Genomic DNA, 26,132 nt, shown 5'->3' with positions numbered 1-26,132 from the left:
TCCCGAACCCTGCGGAGGTAACGGCATGGACGCGGCGGACTTCTCCGAGATCCTTACGACCGTGCGGACGTTCATCCATGAACGTGTCATACCGGTCGAAAACGAGATCGACGAGAAGGACGAGGTCCCGCTCGACATTCGGGACGCCACCAAGGAGATGGGCCTGTGGGGCTTTGCCATCCCCGAGGAGTACGGCGGCCTCGGGCTGTCCATGAGCGAAGAGGCACGGCTGGTGTTCGAGCTCGGGTACACCACACCCGCGCTGAGGTCGATGTTCGGCACCAACAACGGCATCGCCGGACATGTGATCATTGAGGGTGGCACGGAGGAACAGAAGCGGCACTGGCTGCCCCTCCTGGCCTCCGGCGAGGTGACCGCGTCCTTCGGGCTCACCGAGGCCGACGCCGGTTCCGACCCGTCCACCCTGACCACCAGCGCCTACCGCGACGGCGACACATGGGTGATCAGTGGCGCGAAGCGTTACATCACCAACGCGCCGATCGCCGACGCCATCTTCGTGTTCGCCCGTACGAACCCAGCTGTCCCAGCGACCCGTGGCATCTCCAACTTCATCGTGCCGAAGGGCTCGCCGGGGCTCACGATCGGGCCGCGGGACCACAAGATGGGGCAGGCCGGCGCGTGGAGCTCAGACGTGTACCTCGACGAGGTACGTGTTCCGCACAGCCATCTCGTCGGTGGGGACGATGGTGCGGGGTACGGCTTCGCGACCGCCATGCGCTGTCTCGCCCACGGCCGTATCCACATCGCCGCGCTGTGTGTGGGTCTCGCGCAGCGCCTGGTGGATGAGTCGGTGTCCTGGGCGGCGCAGCGGCACCAGAGCGGCCGGCCCATCGGGGACTACCAGCTCATCCAGGGCATGATCGCCGACTCGGTGACGGATCTGTACGCCGGCCGCGCCCTGGTGATCGAGACCGCGCGTGCTTTTGACGCCGGTAGCGACACCAAGGTCGGGCCGTCCGCGACGAAGTACTTCTGCAGCGAGATGGTCGGCCGGGTCGCCGACCGTGCGGTACAGATCCATGGCGGCGCGGGCTACATCCGAGGGGTCCCGGTCGAACGTTTCTACCGGGACGCGAGGCTCTTCCGGATATACGAGGGCACCTCGCAGATCCAACAGCTGATCATAGCGCGGCACCTGCTGCGCGAGGCAGCCAGGTAACCCGCGCTGGACCGGTCACCGCCATCCCTGTCACCGGAGGACGATGGAGAGCTCGCCTGGGCGGCTGAGAAGATCGAGCCACCCAGCCCCACTCGGCTCCTTGAGAAGGTGTCAGCATGGTCACGATCGCAGCCGTAGGCGACCTGCACATCGAAGCGGGGACCGGGCCGAGGTTACGACCGCTGTTCGAACGGGCCGCGGACGAGGCTGATGTGCTTCTTCTCGCCGGTGATCTGACCGAATGCGGCGAACTCGCCCAGGCGGACGCCGTGTGCGAGGTGTTCGACGGCCTCGGCCTGCCTGTGATCGCGGTCCTCGGCAACCACGACCACGACCACGGCGAGCAGGCCGTCATCGCCGAGATGCTCGCCCGCGCGGGGGTCACCGTCCTTGAGGGATCGGCGGTGGCCCTCACCACCGGCGGGACAACGATCGGTATCGCCGGCGCCAAAGGCTTCGGCGGCGGCTTCGCCGGGCGCAGCGCGGAAAAATTCGGCGAGGACGAGATGAAGGCCTTCGCCAGCCACAGCGAACAGTGCGCGCTGACGTTACACGCCGCGCTGGCGGATCTCGATACCAGCTGGGTGGTTGCGCTGACCCACTACGCCCCCGTGCGGGACACGCTGGCTGGTGAGCCCCTCGAACTGTTCCCCTTCCTGGGCAGTCACCAGCTGGCCGCCGCCATCGACTCAGCCACCGTGCCCGTCGCCCTCGCCGTGCACGGGCATGCCCACTACGGCCGCGAGCGGGGAGCCACCCCGGGCGGGACACCCGTCCGCAACGTCGCCGCGCCGGTGATCGCGACTCCCTACGCGCTCTACCAGCTGCCCACCGACCCTGGCGTTGACGTCATCCGGCTGCGCTGAACTGGCGGGATAACCTGCCGCTACCGCGGCTGGACGCCGCTTGGCCGACCTGGGCCACCCGTACACCGACGCCGTCACACCTGTCCGGCGTAACCTGGCGAACGTGCGGCGTCCCGTCGCGGCGATCCCGCGCGGTCCGGCCGGCAACCATGATTCCAGTCGGTCGAGGGCGGTGCGAGCGGCATGCCGATGATGTGCGCCGTGACTTTTTCCCCGCGTGGACGGCTTTTCTATGCCGACCCCGGACAGTATTCACCGAAGATCGGAGACAAGGTCCTCATCCCGACCGACGCCGGGTCAGAGGTAGCCGAATGCATATGGGCACCGCAGTGGGTCAGTGAGGACATCGGCGGGCTGCCCGTCCTCACGGGGATGGCGCAAGCGGCGGACCTCGAACGGCACGCGGTCTCCCGGCGCCGCCGAGCGCAGGCGCGGGTCGCGGCGAAGCGGCTGATCCGTGAGCACGAGCTGCCCATGAAAGTCGTCGGTGTCGACTACATCCAGGCCGACAGCATGTTCACCATCTACTTCAGCGCTGATCATCGAATCGACTTCCGCGCGCTGGTACGCGATCTCGCCCGGACCCTGGCTGCCCGTATCGACCTGCGTCAGCTCTCCGCCCGCGACAGCGCCCGGATCCAGGGGGGCATCGGTTCCTGCGGACGTGATCTGTGTTGCGCCACCTTCCTCACCGACTTCGAACCGGTCACCATACGGATGGCCAAGGACCAGGATCTTCCTCTGAACCCCATGAAGATCAGTGGTGCCTGTGGCCGGCTGATGTGCTGCCTGCGGTACGAGCATCCGCTCTATGAGCAGTTCAAGGCGGAAGCCCCAGCCGTGGGCGCCAGGGTGCGGACCCCCGCTGGCGATGGCCGGGTCATTTCCCATGACGTACCGCGTGACCAGGTCACAGTGAAACTGGATGCCGGCGGCGAACGATGCTCCTGCAGCCGGGCGAGCGTCTGCGGTTCACGCAAGGCGTATGAGGCGGCCCACCCCGGACCGGATGGACCGGATGGACCGGATGGACCGGACGCGACGCCAGCCGGGGCAGCGGCAGCCGAAGCCGGCAGCGGCACCCTGACGGATATCGCCGCGGCACCGCTGACGACGCGGGACCCGACGACAGCGGCGGTGGCTGCGGCACCGCACAACGCCCGGACCCGCCGCCGCCTACGCCGGCAGGCAGCCCACGGCCAGCCTGACCCCGACGTGCCTTCGTGAAGAAGATCCGCCGGGGTCGAGCTCAGGGGGCACGCTCAGGGCCGAGCCCAGCGCTCAGGGATCGAAGCGGTATCCCATACCGCGGAGGGTTGTGACAAGCCGGCGCTGCGGTGGCCGCCCCTCGACCTTGGTCCGTACCCGGCGAACATGTTCGGTGACGGTGGCCGGATCCTGGAAACGTGTGCCCCAGACCTGCTCCAGCAGCTCCTCCCGGCTGAAGACACGACGGGGATGGCTGGCCAGGAAGGCCAGCAGCTCGTACTCCCGTGCGGTCAGATCAATACGTTCGCCCGCGACCGCGACTTCGCGTGCGCGCAGGTCGATCGAAACGTCGCCATAAACGAGTGGGTCGTTTCCGTCCCCGGTACGCTGCGGTGGCGGTTCCAGCGGGCGGCGGCGTAGGCGCGCCCTGACCCGTGCGACGAGTTCCCGCAGCGAGTACGGCTTGACCACGTAGTCGTCGGCGCCGAGTTCAAGGCCGACGACACGGTCGACTTCCTCGGCTCTTCCGGTCAACATGATCACAGGCACTTCGCTGGTCTGCCGCAGCCGGCTCAGGACAGCAAATCCGTCCATGCGCGGCATCGCGACGTCGAGCACAACAAGATCAACTTCGGTGGTCTGAAAAAGCTTGAGCGCGGCCTCCCCATCCGCCGCCTCCAGCACTCGATACCCGAACCGTTCAAGGCTTCGGGCAAGCGCAACTCGAGAAGCTTCGTCGTCCTCGGCGACGAGCAGGGAAGCCCCCCTCGTTGCGGTTACAGCTGCGTCCCCGGTCATGGCCGAAACCCTACGCACGCTCTCCGGAACCGCTGCGAGCGGGGTGGTGGGCGAGGCCTGTACTCGAGATTCGAACATATTTCTGTAACAGAAAGATTACAAGACGTCAACAAATGGCCACAGGAAACACACTGGATCAGCATCCGCATGCGATCTTCGCAAGATCACCACCACCCAATGCGACTACGAAGAGCGTGCGTGAGATCGGGCTTTCGATCAGTGAGCCGCGGCCAGGCGCTCCCTGGCAAGGCGGAAGGCCGAAGCGATATCGGATGAGTTGTCTCGGTGTGGCCGACACCGCGGCCAGGGTGCGCCTGGCCGCGGTGAGCCGGAATGGCGATCTCACACGCGCTCTTAAACGTCTGCCACCGGCGGGCAGCCTGGCTCAGCGGATGCCGATGCGCGGCGCAAGAGGCTCCCGCGGCCCGCGAACAGACAGCTGGCAGCCGCGCGCCGGCAGCCGGTTCGCCCGCGCCCGCCACCACCCCGGAGGAGCTGACGCGGTCTGGCATACTCAGGAGACGGGCCAGCAACATGCCGGAGTAGCTCAGTGGCAGAGCAATCGCCTCGTAAGCGATAGGTCGCGGGTTCAATCCCCGCCTCCGGCTCAAACCCAGTACCGCCAGGGGGAACTCTGGTCGACAGCGATCGCCGCGAGGTAGCTCACCGCTGCCGGCCCTGTCAGCTCTTAAAGATCCAAAAGGTTCGGGGCAGCGCTTCGGGCTGGCGGCCGGGACGACGCTCCCGGCGCGAGCAGTACCGGTCAACACGGACCGCGCTGCAGCAGGAGCAGCAGCGCGGTCCGGCTGTTGACGCCAAGCTTGCGGTAGATGTTCTCCAGGTGTTTGTTCACCGTGCGCTCCGCGATCTCGAGCGCGCGGGCGATCTGCCGGTCGCTCGCACCCTCTGCCAGGGACTCGGCCACCTCGCGCTCCCGCGGAGTCAGGCCTCGCAACTGCCGCGCCGCCCGCGGCAGCGGCTCGGCGCGCTGGCCCGCTGTGTGCGCGGCGGCGAGCAGCGCCTGACGTTCACGGTGGCGTTCCATCGCCTGGCCGACATGAGGAATGATTATTTTGATCATCTCGCGGTCGCGAGCCGATACCCCGCGCCGGGAACGATTGAAAATCGCCACCACTCCGCGGGAAACGTCCACACCGATAAAGGCCAACAACTGGTCCATGATGCCGATCGGGCGGTAGCAGGTGGCGTACAGCGGATTCTGGTACAGGCTCCGCGTATCCATGAGGTCTGACAGCGACAGCACCGTGCCCTGCCGGATCCGGCCTGCATCGTGCGCCCCGAAGGCGGGGTGGTGGATGAAGTCCCGCTCGAAGGACGGCACGAGTGACAGATTGTCCTCCGGGCGCTGAACCGCCGCGCCGACCAGGCGCCTCCTGCGGTGATCGATGATGGTCACCGCCGCCGAGCTGCTCCCGATCAGGCGCTGCATCCCCGCCAGCACGGCCGGGCTGGTCGGCCCGTCGTCATCCGCGTTGATGGTGTGTATCAAATCGAGTGCCGCTTGATAGTCCTTCGCGCCCAGCATCGCCAGCCGCCCTCCGTGGTGCCCGAGAATTCTCTCGCAGAAGGTGATCGATTCGATCTGAAAATATCATGGGCACATGGCTGGCGATAATGTTGGGGAACAGTGAGAGCTGTCCGTTTTCAGACAGGCCGTTTCCGGGTGGCAAGCCGGGAGCTGGCGCGCATCCCGCAATAAATGATCATTAGCTTCGGACGGCGGTGGGCCGCTGGCGGCGCACCGGCCCGATACACGGCTTCCCGTGCCGGCTTGGCTGGCCGCCCTCGCCGGGGTACCCACTGATGATCTTCTGTCAAACGACTTCGATCCTGCCGAAATCGACCATACCCAGGTCGTTGACCTCGATGTTCCTGACCTTGTCCGTATAGCCGTAGACATGTCGCAGATACCACAGCGGCACTGTGGGCAGATCCTTCGCGATGATGTCCTCGGCCTGCTGGTAGAACGTGACCGCCGTATCCGGGCTACCGGCCAGATCGCCCGCGGAAATCAGGCTGTCGACATCCCGGTTGCAGTATCCGTAGAAGTTCGACGGGCTGCTGCAGGTGTAAAGCGGGCTGAGGATGCTCTCCGGCGCCGGGTAGTCGTACGTCCAGGCACTGCGGAACACACCGAGCCCAAGGGTCCTGGCTTTGAGCTTGGTGAGCAAGTCGCTGTACTTCGCCTCAGCCTTCTCGACGCAGTCGACACCCAGATTCTCCTTGAGCTGGCCGCAGACGGCGTCGACCCAGTCCCTGGAACCGCCGTCGACGTTGTAGGTGATCTCCACCGGGCCAGTGAAGCCGCTCTGCCGCAGGAGTTCCCTCGCTTTGGCCGGATTGAACTGGCACGCCGCACCGCAGGTGTTCTCGCGATAACCCGGAATGCCCGGCTGGAGGAACGAGTGTGCCGCCACGCGAGTGCCGTCAAAGACGGTCTCGACGATACTCTCACGGTTGATCGCCATCGAGATGGCCTGGCGCACCGCCAGGTCCGCGTACTTCGGATCGAAACTCGGGAAACCGAGCGAGCCGATCCCCGCCCGCGGGCTCAGCTGGAACCGCTCGCCCAGAACCCGCCTGGCCTCGGCCAATTTCCCGAGCGGGAGCACCGGGGCCACATCAACCTTGTCCGCGAGCAGGTCGTCATACTGCGCGTCAAGAGTCGGGTAGATCCTGAAAAGGACGCCGTTAACCTTGGGCTTTTCTCCCGGAAAGGCATCATAACGCGTGACTTCGACAGACCTGTCATGCTGCCAGACGCCCTTCATCCTGAACGGGCCGTCTCCGATGGGTGCCTCTCCGAAGGCCTTGTTGAAGCCACTGCCTTCAAAAGCGGCCGTCGGCAACGGCGCGAAGGCCAGATTGATCAGCATCGCCCTGAAGTTGACATACGGAGCGGCCAGGGTGACCTGAAACGTGCGGTCGTCGATCTTCTTGAGGCCCTTCAGCCGATCCGTGACCGGCACCGCGCTTTCCGCGCCAGGGTTGACGTCGGCAAAACCATCGATCTTGGCAAACAGATAACTGGTGTCCTGGGCATTGGGTTTGTACGCCGCCCGGTGCCACGCCTCGATGTAGCTGTCCGCGGTCACCCGCTCCCCGTTGTGGAAGGTGTATCCGTCTTTGATTCTGATGGTCCAGACCTTGTTGTCCCTGGTCGTGACGGACTCGGCGGCGACCTCTTGTAGCCTGCCCTCCTTGTCGGCCTTCAACAACGGGACGAACAGTGCTGAGAGCACAAGTAAGCCCTGCGTCTCCCCGGTGTCCGAAGGCACCAGGCCGTGCTTCGGCTCACCGATACCGATACTGACGACCCGGTTGATGCTGGCGGTGGTATTCTTGCCGCGACCGCCATCCTTATCGGCACTCCTGCCAGCACCGCAGCCCACCAGCCCGACAGCGAGCGCGAGTGAGATGGCGGCGGCCAGCGCCGGTCCGCGAACCTGCATGGTTCCTCCTTGTTTCCGCTGGAGTTCGGCAAACCGCCGACGGATTCGGCGGCCCGGCCGGGAATATCCCCGCCGATATCCGGGCGATCATTTTTTCGAAGTCGCCTCCCCGGCGGCCGCCGGGGCTTTCTGGTGGTCACCGTTCGTTGCCGGCCATCGCAGCAGGGCCGGTATCGTGAATATGACCACCACAAGATTGATCACACCACCGATGACCCAGGGCGCGGACAGCCCGAAAGCGTCCGCCGCGAAACCACCGGCGAGAGCGCCCAGGGGAAGCGCGCCGAAACAAATCATCCGGCTGGCCGAGTTCACCCGGCCTCGCAGACCAGCGGGAATCAGCCGTTGGCTGAGCGACTGGGCCATCACGTTCCACAGCGCAAGGCCGGTCGACCACACGCAGAAAATTGCCGCGACCACGACCGGCTGCCGGCCGAAACAGCCGATGGCCAGCAGGCTCAGGGCACTGGCCAGCGACACGGTGACGGCGACCGCGCGGGCACCGAATCCGTTCACGATCCTGCGGCTGAACAGACCGCCGACAACGCCACCAACGGCCATCGCGGCAACCAGGAGCCCGTAACCGCTGTCCCCTATGTTGAGCACGTCCTTGGCGAAGAGCACCAGAACGGACTGCCCCATGAGGACACAGAAATTGCTGACGGCGGCCAGCAGCACGACGATTCGAAGCACCGGGTGGCGCACCAGCCACCGCAGGCCCGCGGTAAGCTCGGCCAGCAGGCCACGCCGCTCCTGTGTTTCGGGCCGCTCCCCGACCGCGAGATCTGGCGCCGGCTGGGGCGCGCGATAGCGGATTCGGGCGATCAGCGCGATCGAGCCGAGATAGGTCACGGCGTTCAGCCAGAACGGCAACGGCAGGAAAAAGACAAACAACACGGAGCCCAGGGGTGGTCCGAGGAAGTTCCGCCCCAGTGTCTCGGCCGTCATGTTTCGGCCGTTAGCGGCTTCCAGGTCCTTGTTCCGCACGATATCCGGGATGAGCGCGCGGCTGGCGCCCATGAAGATGATGTCGCCGGAGCCCAGCCCGAAAGCGAGGGCATAGAGCATCCACATGCGCGTGACGTCGAGGGTCGTGGCTGTCGCCAGGAGGACGAGCAGCAGCAGCTGCGCGGATTGGGCACCGATCATCAACCACCGCCGGTTGGACCTGTCCACGATCAGGCCGCCGGGCAGCGCGAGCAACAGCCAGGGCAGTTCCCACGCCAACAGAACCCAGGAAATCAGCTTCGGGTCGCTGGTGAGCCTGCTTGCCGTCAACGGCAAAGCGCTGACCAGGACACCCTCGCCGAGGGTCTGCATCGCGTAGGCCGACGACAGCAGTCCGAAGTCGTGTCCGAGCTCCCGGCGCCGCACACCCGTGCCGTTCTTTGTCCTGCTCCCCGTGCTGGTGTCGGTCACCACGAGCTCGCCCTGGCCGCGCCGCGGCTACCGGCATCCGATCCGCCGGCATCCGATCCGTCCGGGTACAGGAAGATACCCGCACGGCGGGACTCGAAAATGCTGGTCCCTGGCAGCCTCCCGGCCGGTGCCACGTCGCTGATCGTGGCCTTCCCGAAGGGCAGAAACCGGCAGCCGCCACCGGCATATCCGCCGTCTGGTGTGTAGTACAGCCCCCAGCAGGCCTCCCAGGATTCGACCTGCCCGGTCGCGGGATTGACCACGGGCTCTCGGCGCGGGAGCACCCTCTCCTGCAGGACCGCCCCGGCCGCCGCCCCGGCCTGCACCGCTTGCCACCACTCGTCGTCGTCCACCTCCCAGCCAGCCGTGATCCCGCGCCCGCCGTAGAGCCCGTTCGGCTTGAGGATCAGGTTTTCCCGGCTGTCACGGCAGTGCTCCACCAGTTCGCGGTCCTCCAGCGCGGCCTCGCCGAGCAAGGAGCGTGTCCACGGCAGGAGACGATCGATCAGCTGCCGCTCGTCGTCGCGGAGCCACGTCCGCAGCCGGGGATCGGAGAGTAAGGCCATGCAGCTCTTGTTCCGGAGAGCCTCGGTCTCCAACGACGTCCAGAACACCACCCGCCCCTCGGCGTGCGCTGTCATGACCTGCTCGGTGATCTCAACGGCCGCCGGGTCATCAACGATATGATCAGTTACGAAGAGCCGGTAGAGCAGATCGACCGGGATGTCACCAAACAGCACCCGGCCGTTGCGGAGGCGCAGATCAGTGATCCCGCAGAAATGGGTCTCCAGGCCAGCGTCCCGCAGGAGCGTCTGAAAGGGCTGCCAAGGGCCTGGCCCGACGGCGAGGTCCCCCGGTTCCCCCACCATGGCCACGACTGGATCCCGGCCGCCCGTGACGGTGGAGCCCGCCTGGCGCAGCAGTTCGGCGACCAGGCCGCCGGTGTCGATATAGGTGAGCTCATGCTGGTCGGCGAACGAGCGGAACGCGTCGATGCCGAGCAGGGCACGCGGAACCGCGCCGACCCAGTCCTGCCCGCCGCAGTCACTACCCACGTTGAATTCAAGAATCTTGAGACTGGCACCGTCATGGTAAGCGTCGATACGGCCAAACCGGGGTGGTTTCACCGCACCGATCCGGCGCATGATCCTGGCCCGTGCGGGGCTGAGCCGCAGCGCGTCATGAAACCGGTCGAAATCGCCGTGGAAAAGACGTTCCGGCAGCGAGAAGATCAGGTCGGCGGCACGATTGGTGTCGTCGATGAACCTGTCCATCTCCGTTTTCCCGACGAACATCGGCCGCGCCAGGTAGTCGTAGCCGAGGGCGGCCAGTTTCGAGAACCGTGCCCCGTTGAGATCAATACTCAGCAGCGGGGAGCCCGCGCCGGCCAGCTCGTTGTTGAACAACTCCGTCACACGATCGGCCATGAGTACGACTCTCTTTCATGATTAGCCGGAAATGGGCTCGTCGGGTGCTGGTCACCGCAGCCGCCGGTCGATGACAGTCTTGATCTTCCCGCTCACGGCGTCACGGGGCAGCCGGCCCTCAGGAAGGCATTCCACGACGAGTTCGAACATGTCGAGATCGGCATCGACGTCATGACGTTCAGCAAGTGCCGGAAATTTCTCGGCAAGAAAGTCCTTTATTTCCCGGGCAGCCAACGCCGCCGGCGACTCGGTACGGACGATCACGGTCTCTTTACCCGCCAGAGAGGTGATCTCCAGCTGGAGCCGCGACACGCCGAAAACGTCGAGCGCGGTAAGCACGTCGCTGTACAGCACCCGCCTGGCCATCATCTCGATCTGCCCGTCGGAGCGGCCGGTGTACTCGAGCACCTGGCCCGACACGCCACAGCCGCAGTCGTGCTGGAAAATCCGGCCGCAGTCGCCGATCCGGTAGCGGATCAGCGGGCCTTCGAACTTCTGCATACTGGTGATCAGGAGGTCACCGTATTCGCCCGCCGGTACCGGGTTACCATCCTGATCAACTACTTCGACGAAATTGTAGTCCGCGCAGATATGATGCAGCGTCCCGCTCAGCTCACCGCACTGGTAGCCCAGCTGGGCGCCATCGTTGGCCGCAAGGATACTGGAGATAACGTGGGTGCCCAGCTGCTCCCGAAGCCAGGCCCGATCGGACTGGGCCATGGGTGTGCCACCGTAGATCACTTTTTCGATCTTGAGATCCGGCTGGTGGGCCTTGGCGTCCCGCAGCAGCGGAAGGAGCATCGCGGGCTGCGCGAGAACGGCATTGGCCTGGAAACTCGCGCACAGCATCAGAATGTCGTCAACGGATGCCAGCTGAGCCGTCGTGTAGCACTCCAGCGGCATGCGCGACAGCTCCGCAACCGTGGTGGTCATGCCGCCGTACAGCTTTCCGCCGTACAGCATGTTGATCAACCGGTCACCTTTGTCCAGGCCGAGCTCGTAGAAGAGCGGAATTGCTTCCCGCACCATGTTGTGCCAGTCGGTACGGGAATAGACGACGTAACGTGGCGCCCCGCTCGAGCCGCCGCTGCGCAGGACCTCCCCCGTGGGTGGCGCGCCACTGCACAGAGCACGGCTGAAGGGCAGCGAATATTTTTCCAGATCAGCCTTATCCATGATCGGCAACAGTGGCAGATCCTCGAGGCCCTGGACCGGGGGAAGATCGCGGTAGTAGGGCGTCCGCCGCGCCCGCTGAACGAGGTAGCGCAGCTTGGCACCGAGCCGGCCGGTCTCCTCGTCGGTGTCGCGGCTGCGTGCCGCGGACAGGCGGGTACCCATCAGGTAGTCGCGGTGAAACAGTTGGTGGACCCACGCGGCTCGGCAGTCCAGCGTGAAGATGGCCCCGCTGGCAGCCGCGCTGTCCCCGGCCAGCTCCGGGTCCAGCCGGACGCGTACGGCGTTCGGGTCCGGGCTCGCGGCGGCAGCCGCCGGGGTGTCCCGCGGGACGGTCACCACGGCAGGCACCTCGACGAGACGACCGTCAGGGACGTGCGCGTGCGCGTCAACAGCCCGACCGGCAGGCAACGGCAGTCCCTGCTGCCGCAGGAGATCCATGAGTTCGTGCCAGAACGGCTGGCGGTGGGTGCGGATAACGATCTCGTTGCCGGCCGCCCAGCCAAGGAGCAGGCCGCGCAGTGTGTCGCGCGCGTCGCGGTCATCCAGGACCAGCGTGCCGATCGGCGAGAACTCGTAGACGTCGTTGGTGTCGATCAACGGCTGCCACGGGTACTGGCTCAGGCCGCCGAAAAGCTCGTCGAGTCCTTCGGCCAGCCCCGCGCTGTCGAACAAGCCGCGCAGACCGGGTAAACCCGCGTCCGCCAGCAACCGGGCCGCGCGCGAGCCAGGTTCGGCCGAAATTTCCCGTTCGACCAGCTCGACAGCCAGAATGAGGTCGGTGGGGTAGTACCTCATGACAGCTTCACCTCTGTCTCGACCCTGATGGAGCAGGCACATTCGCGCAGGAAATCCGCAAGCACGCCGGGGTCACGATGCGACGCCTCGATGAACAGCGGCACCAGCCATTCCTGGTAGGTCACGCGGTCGGGGAGAGGGTCCGCAGGCCCGAGCATGTGCAGCCGGTCCACACAGGGATGTTCCCGCAGGTGCGCTGGGATCACGAGAGACACCATGGAGCCAGCGGGCAGGTGATGGCCGGGAAACACCAGCCAGGCGTGATATTTGCCGCTCGGCGGGCCGGGCGCCGGCAACGTCGTGCCCATACGGATCGCAATCTCGTACGACGGCAGATGTAGACCCGTGCGACGTAGGTAAGCGTCCACGACGCCGGCCCCGCCGACCCGGTTGGCAATCTCAAGGAAGACGGGCTCCCCCAACGGCGTCCGGAAGAACTCAAGATGAATGCAGCCCGCCTGGACGTCAAGCGCCGCCAGCACGCTCAGCACGAACTCACGGTATTGTTCACCGGCCGGGACGTGAAAAGCTCCGAGTGGTTTTCCATCGATAAAGTCAAGAGGCGTGTTGATGTACTTGCTGACGGCGAAACTGATTAATTTTCCACCGGCTACCAGACCGTCGGCGAACAGAATGTCGCCTTCGATGTACTCCTCGAGCTGGAAGTCGTCACAGCTGGCCAGCTCGCGGTAGGCGGCGACGGCATCCTCGGCTGTGGCGTGGATGCGCACACCTTCGCTGGACGCGCCCTGGCGGGGTTTGAGCACGGTCCTCCCCGACCAGGGCAGCGTACCGTCCGGCGCCGGAGCCACCGCGAAACGCGGATACCGCACACCCGCTCCGGCCACCGCCTCCTTCATTCTTACCTTGTCGCGTACCAGTTCCAGCTGTTTCTTTGACGGGCCGTCCAGGCCCAGATGCCGGCGCACGTGGCACGCCTCCAGTATCCCGAACTCCGACAATGCCAGGACATGCTCGAAACCGTCCGCGCGGGAGACTCGAGAGACAATTCCCAGGACAAGCTCATCATCGGCAGCGAGTTCGATGCGGGCGCACCGGAGATCCGCGGGCAGATCCGCCATCCGCTGCGGATATCCGATATAGGTCACATCATGACGGTCATGATCTATTCCATGACAATAATCGATCTTCCGGTAGGGAACCTGGTGGATAATCAGCACCTTCATCCCAGATACTCCAATGCTGTGATGCCCCAGCTGAAACCCATGGCACTCGTTGCCAGCAGGATCAGGTCACCTCCTCGCAGCGCACCGGCCACCTGAAGGTCACGCAGGGCTATCAGGGTGTCCGCGCCACCCATGTGCCCCAGCCGGTCGTAGTTGAACGCACTCCTGGATTCCGGTATACCGACAGCCCGCAGCAACTGTTCGTGCATTCTTCGGTCGCCGTGATTGATGAGGAAGTGGGCGACGTCGTTCTTCCGCGCGTGGAGCGCATCCAGTGTCTCGTCTATCAACGACGTGAAGTTCTCCACGTAGGCTGCCGCGAGGCCCGGACGATATTCGCTCCGACGAATGGTCAGGCGATCCCGCCGGTATTCAGCGAAATAGTAGTCAGACCAGCCCGGATCGGTACGCATCGCCGAGTGGCGCACTTCGAACAGAAACCCGTCACCGGACAGCAGCACCGCGGCCGCGGCGTCACCGAAGTTGAACAGCTCCTTCGAACTCATGTCGGCGTAGTCGACCATCCTGCTCAGCCGGTCACCGATGAGAACCAGGCTGCGCCCGGAGCCCCGCGTCGCGATCTTGTCAAGAGCGATCTGGATCGCGGTCATCCCGGCGTTGCAGAAGTTCGTCACCTCAAAGCAGTGCGCCCGGTCGATCCCGAGCTCACTGGCGACTTTGGCCGCTGGGGACCAGAACGAGACGTCCCACTCGCCGGAACCGGCAAAGATCACTTGTCGGATCTCCGCCGGCGGGGCCGGCGTGCGATGCATCACCGCCCTGGCCGCCTCGACCGCGAGCTGCCACGCCTGCTCGTCGTTCCCAAGCGTAGGAATTTCTTCGCAGTGCGTGATCTCCCGAATATCGGCAACACTGGCCCCAGACGTCGCGGACATATCGTGCACACTCATCCGAGACCGCGCCAGCCGGATCTCGAAGTCGACGATGCCGCCCATCAATCTGCTGATTCGATACTGATCCGGTGCACCGTCCGGGCCGCGCCTGGCTCGACCTCGGTCGCCGCGTGGTACGTCGTCGCGGTCTTCCAGATAACGAGATCGTTCCGCGTCCAGCGGTGGGTGTAGACGTGCTCCTCATCCCGCAGCAACGAATTGATCACCGCGAAGAACGCCTCGTTCTCGTTGGCGTCGAAACCGATGACCGAATCCAGGTACTCCGGCGAGCCGTAGAGGTACTTGCGCTTGGTGAACGGGTCCACTTTCACCAGCGGGTGCTCCACTTTCGGGTGCTCGATGTCGGCGAGCGCCCGGAACTCGGCGACGGACAGACCGACGTGCTCCGGTCGGATCCGCAGACGTTTGGCGACCGAGGCCAGCCCGATACGTCCTTCGATTTTCTCCTGCCATTCCCGCGGCATGCGGTCGTAGACATCCGCCGCGTTGGCAAGCAGGGTGTGGCCGCTGGTCGACGGGACAGTCACACCATGCAGCATCGTGTACGGCGCGGGGTTCGCGATGAAAGACGAGTCCTGGTGCCAGAAATTGCCCACCCGGGCCACCCCGACCGGTTTGTTGTTCTTGACCTCGTTCGAGGAGATCATGATTTCGATGAACTCCGGGTGCCGATATTTCTCGATGACGAAGGGCACCGGTCTGCCGAGGCACGAAGCCAGGTTTATCTGCTGCCGCGGCGTCAGCTCCAGGCCTCTGACCACAACAAGCTCACGCTCCCGCAGCACCCTGACAAGCTCGGCGAACACATCCGGTTGAATGAGATCCGCATAGGTGGTGTCGGCGAGTTCGGCGCCGATGAACGGTGTGATGTCGCTGATCCGCATGATTCCTCCTCCGCTAGCTGCTAGCTGTCGGCCAGGGCATGTTGCAACGCGGTGACGAAATGATTGACCTGCTCTGCCGTCCGATATGGGGCGACCGTGACCCGGAAACGCTCCGCCCCCCTGGGAACAGAGGGGAAGTTCACCGGGGTGAGGTAGATTCCGTGGTCATCGAGCAGCCGTTGCGATACCCGCCGCACGCGTTCTTCCCCGCGCACCATGACCGGTACAAGATGACTGTCCGCGTCGATGAACTCGATACCCGCAACACGCAGTGCGTTCTTCAGGTGCCGCACATTATCCAGCAGGCTTTTTCTGAGATCAGCCCCTTGCTGGATGAGTTCCAGGCCTTTGAGCGTCGCGTCTAGAATCGCCTGGGGCAATGCGGTGGTGAAGATGAGCCCCGGCGCGTGGGAGCGGACATAGTCGAGTGCGCTGTCCGGTCCGGCGACGTACCCACCGACGGTGCCGATCGCCTTACCGAACACACCCTGGATGAATGTCGGCCGGCGCTCGCCCAGCTCCTGGCACAGACCAGCGCCGGTGTCTCCCTTGATCCCGATCGCGTGGGTCTCGTCCAGAAACGTGATCGCACCGTACCGCTCCGCAAGATCGCAGATCGCGGAGACGGGCGAGAGGTCACCGTCCATGGAGTACACCGACTCGAAAACAATCAACTTGGGATGATCGCGGCCGTATCCGGCGAGCCCCTTCTCGAGCGCGTCGAGATCGTTGTGCGGGAAGACCTGCTTCCGTGCGCCGGAGCGGCTGATCCCCTCGATCAACGAACGGTGGTTGTTCGCGTCGGAGAAGACAACAATGCCCGGCACCGCGGCAATCAGCGTGCTCAGCGTCTCGAAATTCGCCACGTAACCGCTCGAGAAGATCAGCGCACGCTCTTTGCCGTGCCAGGCGGCGAGCCTGGTTTCCAGCTCGACATGCGCCACACTGCTGCCCGCGATGTTTCTCGACCCGCCGCTGCCGGTGCCGTGCTCCCGGGTGGAGGCAATCTGTGCCTGCACGACCGCAGGATGCTGGCTCAGGCCCAGATAGTCGTTACTGCACCAGATCTGCACCTTCCGCTCACCGTTCATCGCATATCCGCGCTCGGCAGTAATATGCGAACAGGGAATGAATTCGCGGTATAGACCGCTCCGCCGCAGCTCATCGAGATTCCCGCGAAAGAAATCCCATAGTGTGACTGTCTGATCGCTGTTGGCCTGCGCCCTGAAATCAGCCCCGTCCCCCAGTCGGCTGATGGGAATGGGGACCCTGGGCGCGGGTACGAGCGGTACTGGCACGGTAGGCATGGCAGCCCCTCTCAGACTGGCCCGGATGATTAGCTACGATGTTCCCTGTCGCTTACCAGCCGAGCCGGATGACGTTGGGATACAGAACACCAACAACGGGCTGGCGGTGCCATACGCAGTTGTACGTATCCCCGTCGTATCGTTCCCGGCCGCCAGCCGCTGGCCGGCGAGGCACATGTTTTCCCGGGAAGCCTTCCTTCGCAGGTCAACAGCCCCCGCAGCGTCGACGGAGGAGCTGCCTTGCCGCCTTGCCGGTATTCCGCGCGACGCGGCTGTCTGGTGCCCGACATACCCGCACCGGGACGAGACGGCGAAAGGCCTTCACCGTGGGAGGATGTTTGGGGACGAGACTTCCTGGGATGGATCGCGGCGGGAAGCGCGGGAACGAGCGCGGCCCCAGCGTGAGCCCGCTCGCTCACAGAACAGGTGGGACGGCGTCGGCCGCCTACGGCGTGTTTGGGAAGTCGTCGTTCGATCAGGGAGCCGCGTCCAGGTGGTTCCTGGCACGGCCGCGGGCCAGACCGATACCGGAGAGCTGTACCGGTGTGGCCGAGAACGCGGCCAGGGGCCGCCTGGGCGTGGCGAGCCGGACAGCTGGCTTTCGAAACACGCCCTAGGACCCCAGCGCGCCGGTCCGGCCGCCGCGGAAAAACCTCTGATTACGGAGAGCTACTTATTGCTTCACGAACTTCCAATAGCCGCTGATCGCGGTCGTGGCGATCAATCATCAAAGATCACCCACCACGACCGCACTCAACGGCTGCCACGGCTGTGTCCTGATCGCGTCAGGCGCGCCTCACGCGGACTTCACCTCCCGCACGGAGTCATCGTCAGCCGAAACATCGGGCCTGAAGTCACCGTCATGCGGCTCCACAAAGGCGCCGGACTCCTTCTCGCGCAGGATCGAGGCGAGAATCTCCCGTTCCGCTTCGGTCCGGCCGACCCAGGACGCGCCCTCGACCGACTTGCCCGGCTCCAGGTCCTTGTAGACCTCGAAGAAGTGCTGGATCTCCAGCCGGTCGAACTCGGGAAGGTGCCTGATGTCACGCAGGTGCTCCTGCCGGACGTCCGCGACCGGCACACACAGCACCTTGTCGTCCGGGCCCTTCTCGTCGCTCATCTGGAACATGCCGATCGTGCGGCAGCGCACCAGGCAGCCCGGGAAGGTCGGCTCCTCCAGCAGGACGAGCGCGTCCAGAGGATCACCATCCCGGCCCAGCGTACCCTCGATGAACCCGTAGTCCGAGGGATAATGAGTGGACGTGAACAGCATCCGGTCGAGCCGGATACGTCCGGTATGATGATCCATCTCGTACTTGTTACGTTGCCCCTTCGGGATCTCGATGGTCACATCGAACTCGAGGTCCACACCGTCCCCTGTCATGTCGATGGGCGCGTCCCGTCCGGAGCGCCCGCGTGTTCTGTACTTGTTACCAGTGTCGGCACTCATGACCGTCGCCCAGGACTGCGTTAAGAGGATCATGTATGATCGCGCGTCCACGGACGGGGCCGCCCATCGGTGGAGCTCCCGGCGCCGACCGGCCATGGGGTCTGTTCGGGATATTCCCCACTCCGATGGCGCGACTCGGATTCACCCGACGTAGTCTCGCGCACGTGACCCCTGCGACGCCTGGCCGGGTCAGCGGGCTCACCGCCATCGCCGGGGCGCTGCTTGCCGGCCAGCTGTCCGTCGCCCCGGTACAGCAGCCGGGCGTTACCCCCACCGTCTCCCGGCCAGCCGCGGTTCCCCTCGCCGCGCTCGACCCGGCAGCCCGGACCGCCGATCCGGCCGCGCTGGACGCCCGGCTTGCCGGCCCGTTGGCGAATCCCGCGCTGGGCAACCCGGCGGGGCTCGTGGTAGACGCGCTGACCGGGGCCGTACTGCTGGACCGCCGTTCCGACGTGCCGACCGCGCCGGCGTCCACCCTGAAAACCGTGGTGGCCGCGGCAGCGCTGACCACCTTCAGCCCGCGGGAGACGCTTACGACCCGGGTCTTCTACAGCCCGCCCGCCACCACGCCCACCGCCACGCCCACCGCCACGCCCGCCGCCGCGGCCAGTACCGCGGCCAGTACTGCGGCCGGCACTGCCACCAGCGCGGTCAGCGGCGGGACGCTGTGGCTGGTCGGCGGGGGCGATCCGACGCTCACCGCCGCGACCGGGCCGGCGGGCTACCCCGCCTTCGCCCGCCTCGCGGATCTGGCCACGCAGGTACGTAACACCGGAATCACCCAGGTCGACCACCTTGTCGCCGACCAGGCCCTGTTCACCGGACCGTCCACCGGCGAGGGATGGCGCGACAGCTATGTCACCGACGGCAACGTCACGCCGGTCTCCGCACTCGAAGTGGACGGCGGCCGCGCCACCGCGGGCGCGACCGGCCCGCGCACGGCCACTCCGGCCATGGCCGCGGCAAACGCCTTCGCGGCGGCGCTACGGCGCTACGGGGTGCAGGTCAGCTCGACCGAGATCGGCGTCCTGCCCGCTGCCGGCGCGGCCAGCGCCGGTCAGGCCGGCGCACGGCAGATTGCCACGGTCCATAGCCCGCCGATCCCGTTGCTGGTCGAGCGCATGCTCACCTACTCCGACAACGACCTCGCCGAAAGCCTGGGACGGCTGGTGGCCCACGCCCGTGGTCTGCCGGCTTCGTTCGCCGGCGCGGTCAGCGCGGTACTCGGCGTCCTGCACGAACTGGGCGTGCCGACGGCCGGGACCTATCTGGCGGACACGAGTGGGCTGTCAACGGCCAACCGGATCCCCCCGGCGACGCTGGTGGCGCTGTTGCGGACAGCCGTCCTACCCGGGCATCCAGCGCTACGAACCCTGCTCACAGGGCTCCCGGTGGCCGGTTTCTCCGGGACGCTCAACGACCGCTACGACTCGGCCGACGCCCGCGCCGGCGCCGGCGCCGTACGGGCGAAGACGGGCAGCCTACGGATCGTCACAAGCCTCACCGGCCAGGTCGTGGACGTCAACGGCCGGCTCCTGCTGTTCGGTTTCTTCGCCCCGGTCGAGGAGGCCGGAGCCACCCGCGACGCCCTCGACCGGGTAGCTGTCGCGCTCGCGTCATGCGGATGCTGAGGCCGACGCGCACGCTGCGGCGGAGGCGGGGATGGCCGCTCGCGGCCGGCCGCGGCCCACGATGACAGGCACGCGCCGGCGACAATGCCTGTCATCGGTGGGGGAGGGGACATAGGCTGGCGGATGTGGACGCTGAGCTAGTCGACTGGGATCTCGCGGTAGCGACAGCGCGCCGGCTTGTCCGGCCCGGCCCGCCCCTGGCCCGCTCCGAAGCGGACACGGTGGTTGCGGAGCTGCGACGGCTGGCTGTCGAGGCGGAAGGCCATGTCCAGGCGTACACCCGGCTGGAACCGGCCGGTCCGGCCACCCCGATCGCCGTGGTGGACCGGCCGGAATGGGTCCGGTCGAATGTCGCGGGCCTGCGGGTGGTGAGCGTCCCGCTGCTCGACAAGCTTGCCGACCGCGACCGGAACAAGCTGTCCACCGCTGTCGGGCGCAGGGTCACCGGGGTTCAGCTCGGCACCGCGCTGGCCTACCTCGCCGGTAAGGTTCTTGGCCAGTACGAGGTCTTTCTCCCGCCCGGCGAGAACGACGCGGCCGGAGGGGCCGACGCGGCCGGAAGCGCGGTCACGGTCCCCGCCGCGGCGGGCCCGGCACCCGAGCGGGCTCCCGCCCGGGATGACTCCGCCACAGCCCCATCGCTCCTCCCCGCGGTGGGACGCCTGAGTCTGGTCGCGCCGAACATCGCCCATGCCGAGCAGGCGCTGGCGGTCAACCCACGCGACTTCCGGCTGTGGGTCTGTCTGCACGAACAGACCCATCGCATCCAGTTCACCGCGGTCCCCTGGCTACGGGAGCATCTGGAGAACGAGATCGCCTCCTTCATCGAGGCGACCGATATCGACCCGGAGGTCCTCGCCGAACGGGTGCGCTCAGCCGTCTCCGCGCTGCGTGGCGCCGTCCTCGACCGTGGGCCGAACGCGCCAAGCATCGTCGAAGCGCTCCAGACCCCCGCCCAACGACAGGTCCTGGATCGCCTGCAAGCGCTGATGACCCTGTTGGAGGGACACGCCGACCAGGTCATGGACGCGGTCGGCCCCAAGGTCGTACCGACCGTGGCCGAAATCCGCTCCCGCTTCGACAACCGCCGCGGTGGCGGCTCACCGATCGACCGCTTTGTCCGGCGCCTCCTCGGGCTGGATCTCAAGCTCCTGCAGTACCGGCAGGGTGGCGCCTTTGTCCGGGCTGTCGTCGCCGAGGCGGGGGTGGCCGCGTTCAACCTGGTCTGGCAATCTCCCGAGACGTTGCCAACCCGCTCGGAGCTGGTCGATCCAGGCGCGTGGATGCAGCGTGTCCTGGGCTCGCGCCCGTCCATCTCGGCATAAGGTGCGCCTTTTCCAGGTCTCGCGTCATGCCGCTGGTCGTACCCGCGCATGAACGCCACGCGGGAGTAGCCGCCATGCGGGGATGCGGGAGCGTGGCCGAGGTCCGGGTCGCTGTCCGCCGGTCGATCGCCGGCCTTCCGCCGGGAAGCCTGGTGCTGGCGGCCTGCTCCGGTGGGCCGGACTCGCTTGCGCTGGCCGCGGCGCTCGCCTTTCTCGCACCTCGCCGAGCGCTGCGCGGTGGGCTTCTCACCGTCGACCACGGCTGGTACGAGGGCTCCGCGGCGCGGGCGGACACGGTGGCCGCGCAGGGGCGGGAGCTCGGGCTCGACCCCGTCGAGGTCCTGACGGCGCACTCCCGGCGCTCGGAGGGAGCCGCCCGCGACGCCCGCAGGTCGGCGCTGACCCGCGCGGCCGAACGCCTGGGGGCGAGCGCCGTGCTGCTCGGCCATACCCTCGATGACCAGGCCGAGACGGTGCTGCTGCGGCTGGCCCGCGGCTCCGGCGCACGGACGCTGGCTGGTATGCCGCACTCGGACGGGCTGTTCCGGCGTCCGCTGCTGGAAATCCGCCGGTCGGCGACGCGAAGCGCCTGCCTTGCCGACGGCCTCACCCCGTGGGACGACCCGACCAACGCGGACGAGGCGTTCGCCCGCGCCCGGGTTCGCCACCGTGTGCTGCCCATGCTGGAGGATGCCCTCGGCCCGGGTATCGCCGAGGCTCTGGCCCGCACCGCCGACCTGTTGCGGGCGGACAGCGAGGCGCTCGACGCCGACACGGCGGTTGTCTACGACCAGCTGGTCCTGCCCTCCAGCGCACCGGTCCGCATTGATCTGGACCTCGCCGGTCTCGCGGCCCTCAGCGCCGCGCTGCGGGGCCGGGTGATGCGGCGAGCGGCGCTCGCGCTGGGAAGCGCACCGGCCGGGCTACGGGCTGATCACATCCGGGCCATGGACGAGCTGGTGACGAGATGGCGCGGGCAGAAGCCGGTCCCGCTGCCCTCAGGCGTCATCGCCACACGCACGAACAGCAGGATCTCGGTGTCACAGGCGGCCGGCTCCGAGCCAGCGGCCTGCCAGGCGCCGGCCGCCGGGATATCCGGATCCGAGGCCGCGGGCCAGGGCGACCGATGCCGTCAACCGGTGCCTGCGACTGCCAGGGCGCGGACCTGGCCAGGCATCCCCACCGCGCACGCCGCAGACGGCGGCGAGCCGCATGGAAACACCAGGGAGACTCAGGTGATCACCAATGCGCACACGGTGCCCCACCGAGCCGAACCAGACGGAACCGGAACCGGAACCGGGGATCGGCCGCCGGCCAGCCCGCACCCGGACATCGACGAGGTCCTTGTCAGCACCAGCGAGATCGCCAACAAGCTCAGGGAGCTGGCGGCGCTGGTCGATGCCGACTACGCCGGCCGCGAGGTGCTGCTCGTCGGTGTCCTCAAGGGTGCCGTGATGGTGATGGCGGACCTGTCCCGGCTCCTGACGATACCGCTGACCATGGAGTTCATGGCCGTGTCGTCGTACGGCTCGGCGACATCGTCCTCTGGTGTGGTGCGCATCCTCAAAGACCTGGATCAGCCCATCGAGGGCAAGGACGTCCTGGTCGTCGAGGACATCATCGACTCGGGCCTGACCCTGTCGTGGCTGCTGCGCTACCTGCGCTCGCGAGGACCCGCGTCCGTGGAGGTACTCGCGCTGCTGCGCAAGCCGGAGGCGCTGGCCGTTGACATCGACGTCCGCTATGTCGGCTTCGACATCCCGAGCGCCTTCGTGGTTGGCTATGGCCTCGACTACGCCGAGAGCTACCGCACCCTGCCATATGTCGGGACGCTGACCCAGGAGGCGATCGAGCGCGGTGCCCGGTGACGCAAGGACCCGGCAGACCGCCAGCGTCAACCGGGATGCGGCCGGCCGAGTCGAGAGACCTAGGCTACCGCGCGCTGGGAGGCCCTACTGAGCGCCACGTACTCCGTCAGCCACCGGCCTGTTCAACGAATCGCCCATTCAGGGCACCGCGGTGGAACGGGACGCTTCCGTTGCCCGTTGCTCGGATGTACGCGCGGTAGGGCGCGCGTACCGGCGGTACCCTCGGCACAAGGGAATCCCGAACGAGGGCGGCACACACGTCAGGAGGGTGGAGCGCGCGTGTCCAGCGCTCCAGGCAGATGACTCCAAGAAGAATCTTCCGCAGCTGGGTGCCTCTGCTGCTCCTGGCCCTGTTTGTGATCATTCTCACGACCGGGGTGTTGTCGGGGTCAAGCGAGTACTCCAAGCGTGACCTGAACTACATCCAGCAACAGATCGAATCGGGCCAGGTTGCCAGCGCCACAATCCAGGACTCCAAACAACGCATTCAGATCAAGACAAAGGACGGCTCGAAGTACGAGTCGTCCTACGTCACCGACCAGGCGGTCGGGCTCGCCGGCGAACTGCACAGCCAGCGGATCGCCTACGAGGTCAAGGTCGAACAGGGCAACATCTTCCTGTCGCTGCTGCTGAACCTGCTCCCGGTACTGCTCGTTGTTCTCCTGCTGTTCTTCTTCATGAACCAGATGCAGGGCGGCGGCAACCGGGTCATGAACTTCGGCAAGTCCAAGGCCAAGCTCGTCAGCAAGGACACGCCGAAAACGACCTTCGCTGATGTCGCGGGTGCCGACGAGGCGATCGAGGAACTCCAGGAGATAAAGGAGTTCCTGGAGAACCCAGGCAAGTTCCAGGCGATGGGAGCCAAGATCCCCAAAGGTGTGCTGCTGTACGGGCCGCCTGGGACAGGCAAAACCCTGCTGGCCCGAGCGGTCGCGGGTGAGGCCGGGGTGCCCTTCTACTCGATCTCCGGCTCGGACTTCGTCGAGATGTTCGTGGGTGTCGGCGCAAGCCGGGTACGGGATCTGTTCGAGCAGGCCAAGACCAACGCCCCAGCGATCATTTTCGTGGACGAGATCGACGCGGTGGGACGCCACCGCGGCGCCGGGCTCGGCGGTGGCCACGACGAACGCGAACAGACCCTCAACCAGTTGTTGGTCGAGATGGACGGGTTCGACGTCAAGGGCGGCGTCATTCTCATCGCGGCGACGAACCGGCCCGACATCCTGGACCCGGCGTTGCTACGGCCGGGACGGTTCGACCGGCAGATCGTTGTCGACCGCCCCGACCTCCTCGGCCGCGAGGCGATCCTGAAGGTGCACGCCAAGGGCAAGCCGATGGAACCGGATGTCGACATGCTCATCATCGCGCGCCGCACCCCGGGGTTCACCGGCGCGGACCTCGCGAACGTGCTCAACGAGGCCGCGTTGCTCACAGCACGGTCCGATCAGAAGCTCATCTCCCCCGCCCTGTTGGAGGAGTCGATCGACCGGGTGATGGCCGGGCCGGAACGCAAGAACCGGGTCATGAGCGACAGGGAGAAGAAGCGGATCGCCTACCACGAGGGCGGGCACGCCCTCGTCGGGCATGCCCTGCCGAACAGCGATCCCGTCCACAAGGTTACGATTCTGCCCCGCGGCCGGGCGCTCGGTTACACCATGCAGCTGCCGCTCGAGGACCGTTACCTGCGCACCCGATCGGAGATGCTGGACGAGCTCGCGATGTTCCTGGGCGGACGGACCGCCGAGGAGCTTGTCTTCCACGAGCCGACCACGGGCGCCAGCGACGACATCGAGAAGGCAACGAAGATCGCCCGCGCTATGGTCACCCAGTTCGGCATGAGCGACAAGCTGGGGGCGCTGAAGTTCGGCGGCGAGAGCAACGAGGTGTTCCTCGGGCGCGACATGGGCCACCAGCGCGACTATTCCGAACAGGTCGCCGCGGAGATCGACGCGGAGGTTCGGCATCTGATCGAGACGGCGCATGACGAGGCCTGGGAGATCCTCGTTCAGTACCGGGACGTGCTGGACAATCTCGTTCTGCGGCTGATGGATGTCGAGACGCTCGGCAAAGACGAGGTCCTGGAGATCTTTGCGACGGTCCAGAAACGGCCCAGCCGCGGTTCGTACACGGGTGTCGGCAAGCGCCTCCCGTCCGACCGGCCGCCGGTGATGACCCCAGCCGAGTTGGGGCTGACCAAACCCGGCGGCGTCCCGGAACTGATCCCCAGCACCACCGCCGGTCAGGGCGGCCGTACCAATGGTGCCGCGCACGGCAACGGCGGCGGCCTGCCGGCGGGCAGTGGGAATGGCTCCGGGACCGCTCAGGTTCCCCCTGATGACTCGGCCAGAACGGCGGAGCAGAACCCGGACGGTGGCGCGGCCCCCGCGGAGCCGACTTCGAACACCCCGAAGATCTCCAATCCATGGGCACCGCCGACACTGCCGAACGACGACAGGGGACGCCGTTGACGGCCGATTACGGTCTCGCATCTACCGGGTACACATCTTCAGCTCCCGTCGACGTTCCCGCGGATGCCGCTGGGATCGGTGTATCCGAGCGGCAGCGGCTGGAGCCGGAATCACGGCTGATCCGTCCCTTCGATCACGACCGGGTGGCTCGCGCTGTTCGTGAGCTTCTGATCGGCATCGGGGAGGACCCGGATCGAGAAGGCCTGCGTAAAACCCCCGAACGGGTCGCGCGGGCCTATCAGGAGGCGGTCGAGGGCCTCGGGCGGGACCCGTCCGAGGTGCTCACCACCGTTTTCGACGAAGGTCACGAAGAGATGGTGCTGGTTCGCGACATCGACTTCACGTCATTGTGCGAACACCATCTGGTCGCCTTCGCGGGCAAAGCGCATGTCGCCTACATCCCGAACGAAAGCGGGCAGATCACCGGGCTGTCGAAGCTGGCGAGGCTCGTCGACCTGTACTCGCGCCGTCCGCAGGTGCAGGAACGGCTGACGACCCAGATCGCCGACGCGCTGGAGCGGGCGCTGTCACCCCGTGGAGTCATGGTCGTGGTCGAGGCCGAACATCTGTGCATGTCCATGCGCGGAGTCCGTAAACCAGGAGCCCGTACGGTCACCTCAGCCGTACGTGGCCAGTTCCTGAACACCGCGACCCGCGGTGAGGGGATGTCACTGATCCTCAGCCATCGCTGAGTGGGGGCTCATCGCGGGCTGTCAGGGACCGGGCCAGTCCGACGCCCGGTCCTGGCAGGGCCG

Annotated in this window: 19 protein-coding genes and 1 tRNA gene; 9 read left to right on the top strand and 11 right to left on the bottom strand. The window is 66.3% G+C overall.

Annotation, left to right across the window (positions count from 1 at the left end; all coding sequences use genetic code 11):
• Nucleotides 1-25: 25 nt before the first annotated feature.
• The 3 genes from MJ785_RS02375 to MJ785_RS02365 all read left to right on the top strand — a co-directional run bounded on the left by MJ785_RS02375 (nt 26) and on the right by MJ785_RS02365 (nt 3,273).
• A complete protein-coding gene (locus MJ785_RS02375; RefSeq protein ID WP_239376464.1) occupies nt 26-1,180 on the top strand; it encodes an acyl-CoA dehydrogenase family protein in 1,155 nt (384 codons plus the stop codon).
• 116 nt (nt 1,181-1,296) lie between these two features.
• Complete coding sequence (locus MJ785_RS02370) at nt 1,297-2,046, top strand: metallophosphoesterase (RefSeq protein ID WP_239309371.1); 750 nt, start codon at nt 1,297-1,299, stop codon at nt 2,044-2,046.
• 183 nt (nt 2,047-2,229) lie between these two features.
• Nucleotides 2,230-3,273, top strand: a complete 1,044-nt coding sequence (locus MJ785_RS02365) for a regulatory iron-sulfur-containing complex subunit RicT (RefSeq protein WP_239345500.1) — start codon at nt 2,230-2,232, stop codon at nt 3,271-3,273.
• A 54-nt stretch (nt 3,274-3,327) separates the two neighbouring features.
• On the opposite strand, the gene MJ785_RS02360 is transcribed toward MJ785_RS02365, so the two are convergent.
• Nucleotides 3,328-4,053, bottom strand: a complete 726-nt coding sequence (locus tag MJ785_RS02360) for a response regulator transcription factor (protein WP_239309373.1) — start codon at nt 4,051-4,053, stop codon at nt 3,328-3,330.
• Between the two features lie 536 nt (nt 4,054-4,589).
• Between MJ785_RS02360 and MJ785_RS02355 the strand changes: the two genes are divergently transcribed.
• Nucleotides 4,590-4,661, top strand: a tRNA-Thr gene (locus tag MJ785_RS02355).
• Between the two features lie 155 nt (nt 4,662-4,816).
• On the opposite strand, the gene MJ785_RS02350 is transcribed toward MJ785_RS02355, so the two are convergent.
• The 10 genes from MJ785_RS02350 to MJ785_RS02305 form a co-directional block, all read right to left on the bottom strand.
• Nucleotides 4,817-5,599: a LuxR family transcriptional regulator gene (locus MJ785_RS02350; protein ID WP_239309375.1), complete on the bottom strand. Its 783-nt coding sequence runs from the start codon at nt 5,597-5,599 to the stop codon at nt 4,817-4,819.
• Nucleotides 5,600-5,888: 289 nt separating this feature from the next.
• On the bottom strand, nt 5,889-7,526 hold the full coding sequence (locus MJ785_RS02345) for an ABC transporter substrate-binding protein (RefSeq protein ID WP_239309376.1): 1,638 nt from the start codon (nt 7,524-7,526) through the stop codon (nt 5,889-5,891).
• 87 nt (nt 7,527-7,613) lie between these two features.
• Nucleotides 7,614-8,945, bottom strand: a complete 1,332-nt coding sequence (locus MJ785_RS02340) for an MFS transporter (protein ID WP_239309377.1) — start codon at nt 8,943-8,945, stop codon at nt 7,614-7,616.
• Nucleotides 8,942-10,372 carry a hypothetical protein gene (locus tag MJ785_RS02335; RefSeq protein ID WP_239379977.1) on the bottom strand — a complete coding sequence of 477 codons (1,431 nt, stop codon included), beginning with the start codon at nt 10,370-10,372 and terminating at the stop codon, nt 8,942-8,944. Before MJ785_RS02335 ends, MJ785_RS02340 begins: the two co-directional genes overlap by 4 nt.
• Before the next feature lie 51 nt (nt 10,373-10,423).
• Nucleotides 10,424-12,343 carry a phenylacetate--CoA ligase family protein gene (locus MJ785_RS02330; protein ID WP_239309380.1) on the bottom strand — a complete coding sequence of 640 codons (1,920 nt, stop codon included), beginning with the start codon at nt 12,341-12,343 and terminating at the stop codon, nt 10,424-10,426.
• The gene (locus tag MJ785_RS02325; RefSeq protein WP_239309381.1) at nt 12,340-13,530 is read right to left on the bottom strand and encodes an acetyl-CoA carboxylase biotin carboxylase subunit family protein; all 1,191 of its coding nucleotides are present in this window, start codon (nt 13,528-13,530) and stop codon (nt 12,340-12,342) included. The genes MJ785_RS02330 and MJ785_RS02325 overlap by 4 nt, the downstream gene beginning before the upstream one ends.
• Nucleotides 13,527-14,486 carry a 3-oxoacyl-ACP synthase III family protein gene (locus MJ785_RS02320; protein WP_239379976.1) on the bottom strand — a complete coding sequence of 320 codons (960 nt, stop codon included), beginning with the start codon at nt 14,484-14,486 and terminating at the stop codon, nt 13,527-13,529. The genes MJ785_RS02325 and MJ785_RS02320 overlap by 4 nt, the downstream gene beginning before the upstream one ends.
• The gene (locus tag MJ785_RS02315; protein ID WP_239312602.1) at nt 14,486-15,328 is read right to left on the bottom strand and encodes a TauD/TfdA family dioxygenase; all 843 of its coding nucleotides are present in this window, start codon (nt 15,326-15,328) and stop codon (nt 14,486-14,488) included. The genes MJ785_RS02320 and MJ785_RS02315 overlap by 1 nt, the downstream gene beginning before the upstream one ends.
• Before the next feature lie 20 nt (nt 15,329-15,348).
• Nucleotides 15,349-16,575: a 5-aminolevulinate synthase gene (gene hemA, locus MJ785_RS02310; RefSeq protein WP_370652850.1), complete on the bottom strand. Its 1,227-nt coding sequence runs from the start codon at nt 16,573-16,575 to the stop codon at nt 15,349-15,351.
• Between the two features lie 856 nt (nt 16,576-17,431).
• Nucleotides 17,432-18,004, bottom strand: a complete 573-nt coding sequence (locus MJ785_RS02305; protein WP_305039239.1) for an inorganic diphosphatase — start codon at nt 18,002-18,004, stop codon at nt 17,432-17,434.
• A 206-nt stretch (nt 18,005-18,210) separates the two neighbouring features.
• Between MJ785_RS02305 and dacB the strand changes: the two genes are divergently transcribed.
• From dacB to folE, 5 genes are all read left to right on the top strand, one after another.
• Nucleotides 18,211-19,716, top strand: coding sequence for a D-alanyl-D-alanine carboxypeptidase/D-alanyl-D-alanine-endopeptidase (dacB, locus tag MJ785_RS02300; RefSeq protein WP_370652848.1), 1,506 nt, complete (start codon nt 18,211-18,213; stop codon nt 19,714-19,716).
• A 125-nt stretch (nt 19,717-19,841) separates the two neighbouring features.
• Entirely contained in the window at nt 19,842-21,041 is a 1,200-nt protein-coding gene (locus tag MJ785_RS02295) for a zinc-dependent metalloprotease (RefSeq protein WP_239312610.1), read from the top strand.
• Nucleotides 21,042-21,115: 74 nt separating this feature from the next.
• Nucleotides 21,116-22,909, top strand: a complete 1,794-nt coding sequence (hpt, locus tag MJ785_RS02290) for a hypoxanthine phosphoribosyltransferase (RefSeq protein WP_239379982.1) — start codon at nt 21,116-21,118, stop codon at nt 22,907-22,909.
• 299 nt (nt 22,910-23,208) lie between these two features.
• Nucleotides 23,209-25,377: an ATP-dependent zinc metalloprotease FtsH gene (gene ftsH, locus MJ785_RS02285; RefSeq protein WP_239310409.1), complete on the top strand. Its 2,169-nt coding sequence runs from the start codon at nt 23,209-23,211 to the stop codon at nt 25,375-25,377.
• Nucleotides 25,332-26,069: a GTP cyclohydrolase I FolE gene (folE, locus tag MJ785_RS02280; protein ID WP_239379973.1), complete on the top strand. Its 738-nt coding sequence runs from the start codon at nt 25,332-25,334 to the stop codon at nt 26,067-26,069. The genes ftsH and folE overlap by 46 nt, the downstream gene beginning before the upstream one ends.
• The last annotated feature ends 63 nt before the right edge of the window (nt 26,070-26,132 follow it).

Origin of the sequence: Protofrankia sp. CiT1, from assembly GCF_917627335.1 — a bacterium.
Lineage (GTDB): Bacteria > Actinomycetota > Actinomycetes > Frankiales > Frankiaceae > Protofrankia.
This window is presented reverse-complemented; position numbering and strand designations above follow the sequence as displayed.

Coding starts and splice junctions, on each gene's coding strand:
- MJ785_RS02370 (WP_239309371.1), top strand. CDS start 1,297: ATGGTCACGATCGCAGCCGTAGGCGACCTGCACATCGAAGCGGGGACC.
- MJ785_RS02325 (WP_239309381.1), bottom strand. CDS start 13,530: ATGAAGGTGCTGATTATCCACCAGGTTCCCTACCGGAAGATCGATTAT.
- MJ785_RS02360 (WP_239309373.1), bottom strand. CDS start 4,053: ATGACCGGGGACGCAGCTGTAACCGCAACGAGGGGGGCTTCCCTGCTC.
- MJ785_RS02345 (WP_239309376.1), bottom strand. CDS start 7,526: ATGCAGGTTCGCGGACCGGCGCTGGCCGCCGCCATCTCACTCGCGCTC.
- folE (WP_239379973.1), top strand. CDS start 25,332: ATGGGCACCGCCGACACTGCCGAACGACGACAGGGGACGCCGTTGACG.
- MJ785_RS02365 (WP_239345500.1), top strand. CDS start 2,230: ATGCCGATGATGTGCGCCGTGACTTTTTCCCCGCGTGGACGGCTTTTC.
- dacB (WP_370652848.1), top strand. CDS start 18,211: ATGGCGCGACTCGGATTCACCCGACGTAGTCTCGCGCACGTGACCCCT.
- hpt (WP_239379982.1), top strand. CDS start 21,116: ATGCGGGGATGCGGGAGCGTGGCCGAGGTCCGGGTCGCTGTCCGCCGG.
- MJ785_RS02350 (WP_239309375.1), bottom strand. CDS start 5,599: ATGCTGGGCGCGAAGGACTATCAAGCGGCACTCGATTTGATACACACC.
- MJ785_RS02320 (WP_239379976.1), bottom strand. CDS start 14,486: ATGGGCGGCATCGTCGACTTCGAGATCCGGCTGGCGCGGTCTCGGATG.
- MJ785_RS02330 (WP_239309380.1), bottom strand. CDS start 12,343: ATGAGGTACTACCCCACCGACCTCATTCTGGCTGTCGAGCTGGTCGAA.
- ftsH (WP_239310409.1), top strand. CDS start 23,209: ATGACTCCAAGAAGAATCTTCCGCAGCTGGGTGCCTCTGCTGCTCCTG.
- MJ785_RS02315 (WP_239312602.1), bottom strand. CDS start 15,328: ATGCGGATCAGCGACATCACACCGTTCATCGGCGCCGAACTCGCCGAC.
- MJ785_RS02335 (WP_239379977.1), bottom strand. CDS start 10,372: ATGGCCGATCGTGTGACGGAGTTGTTCAACAACGAGCTGGCCGGCGCG.
- MJ785_RS02375 (WP_239376464.1), top strand. CDS start 26: ATGGACGCGGCGGACTTCTCCGAGATCCTTACGACCGTGCGGACGTTC.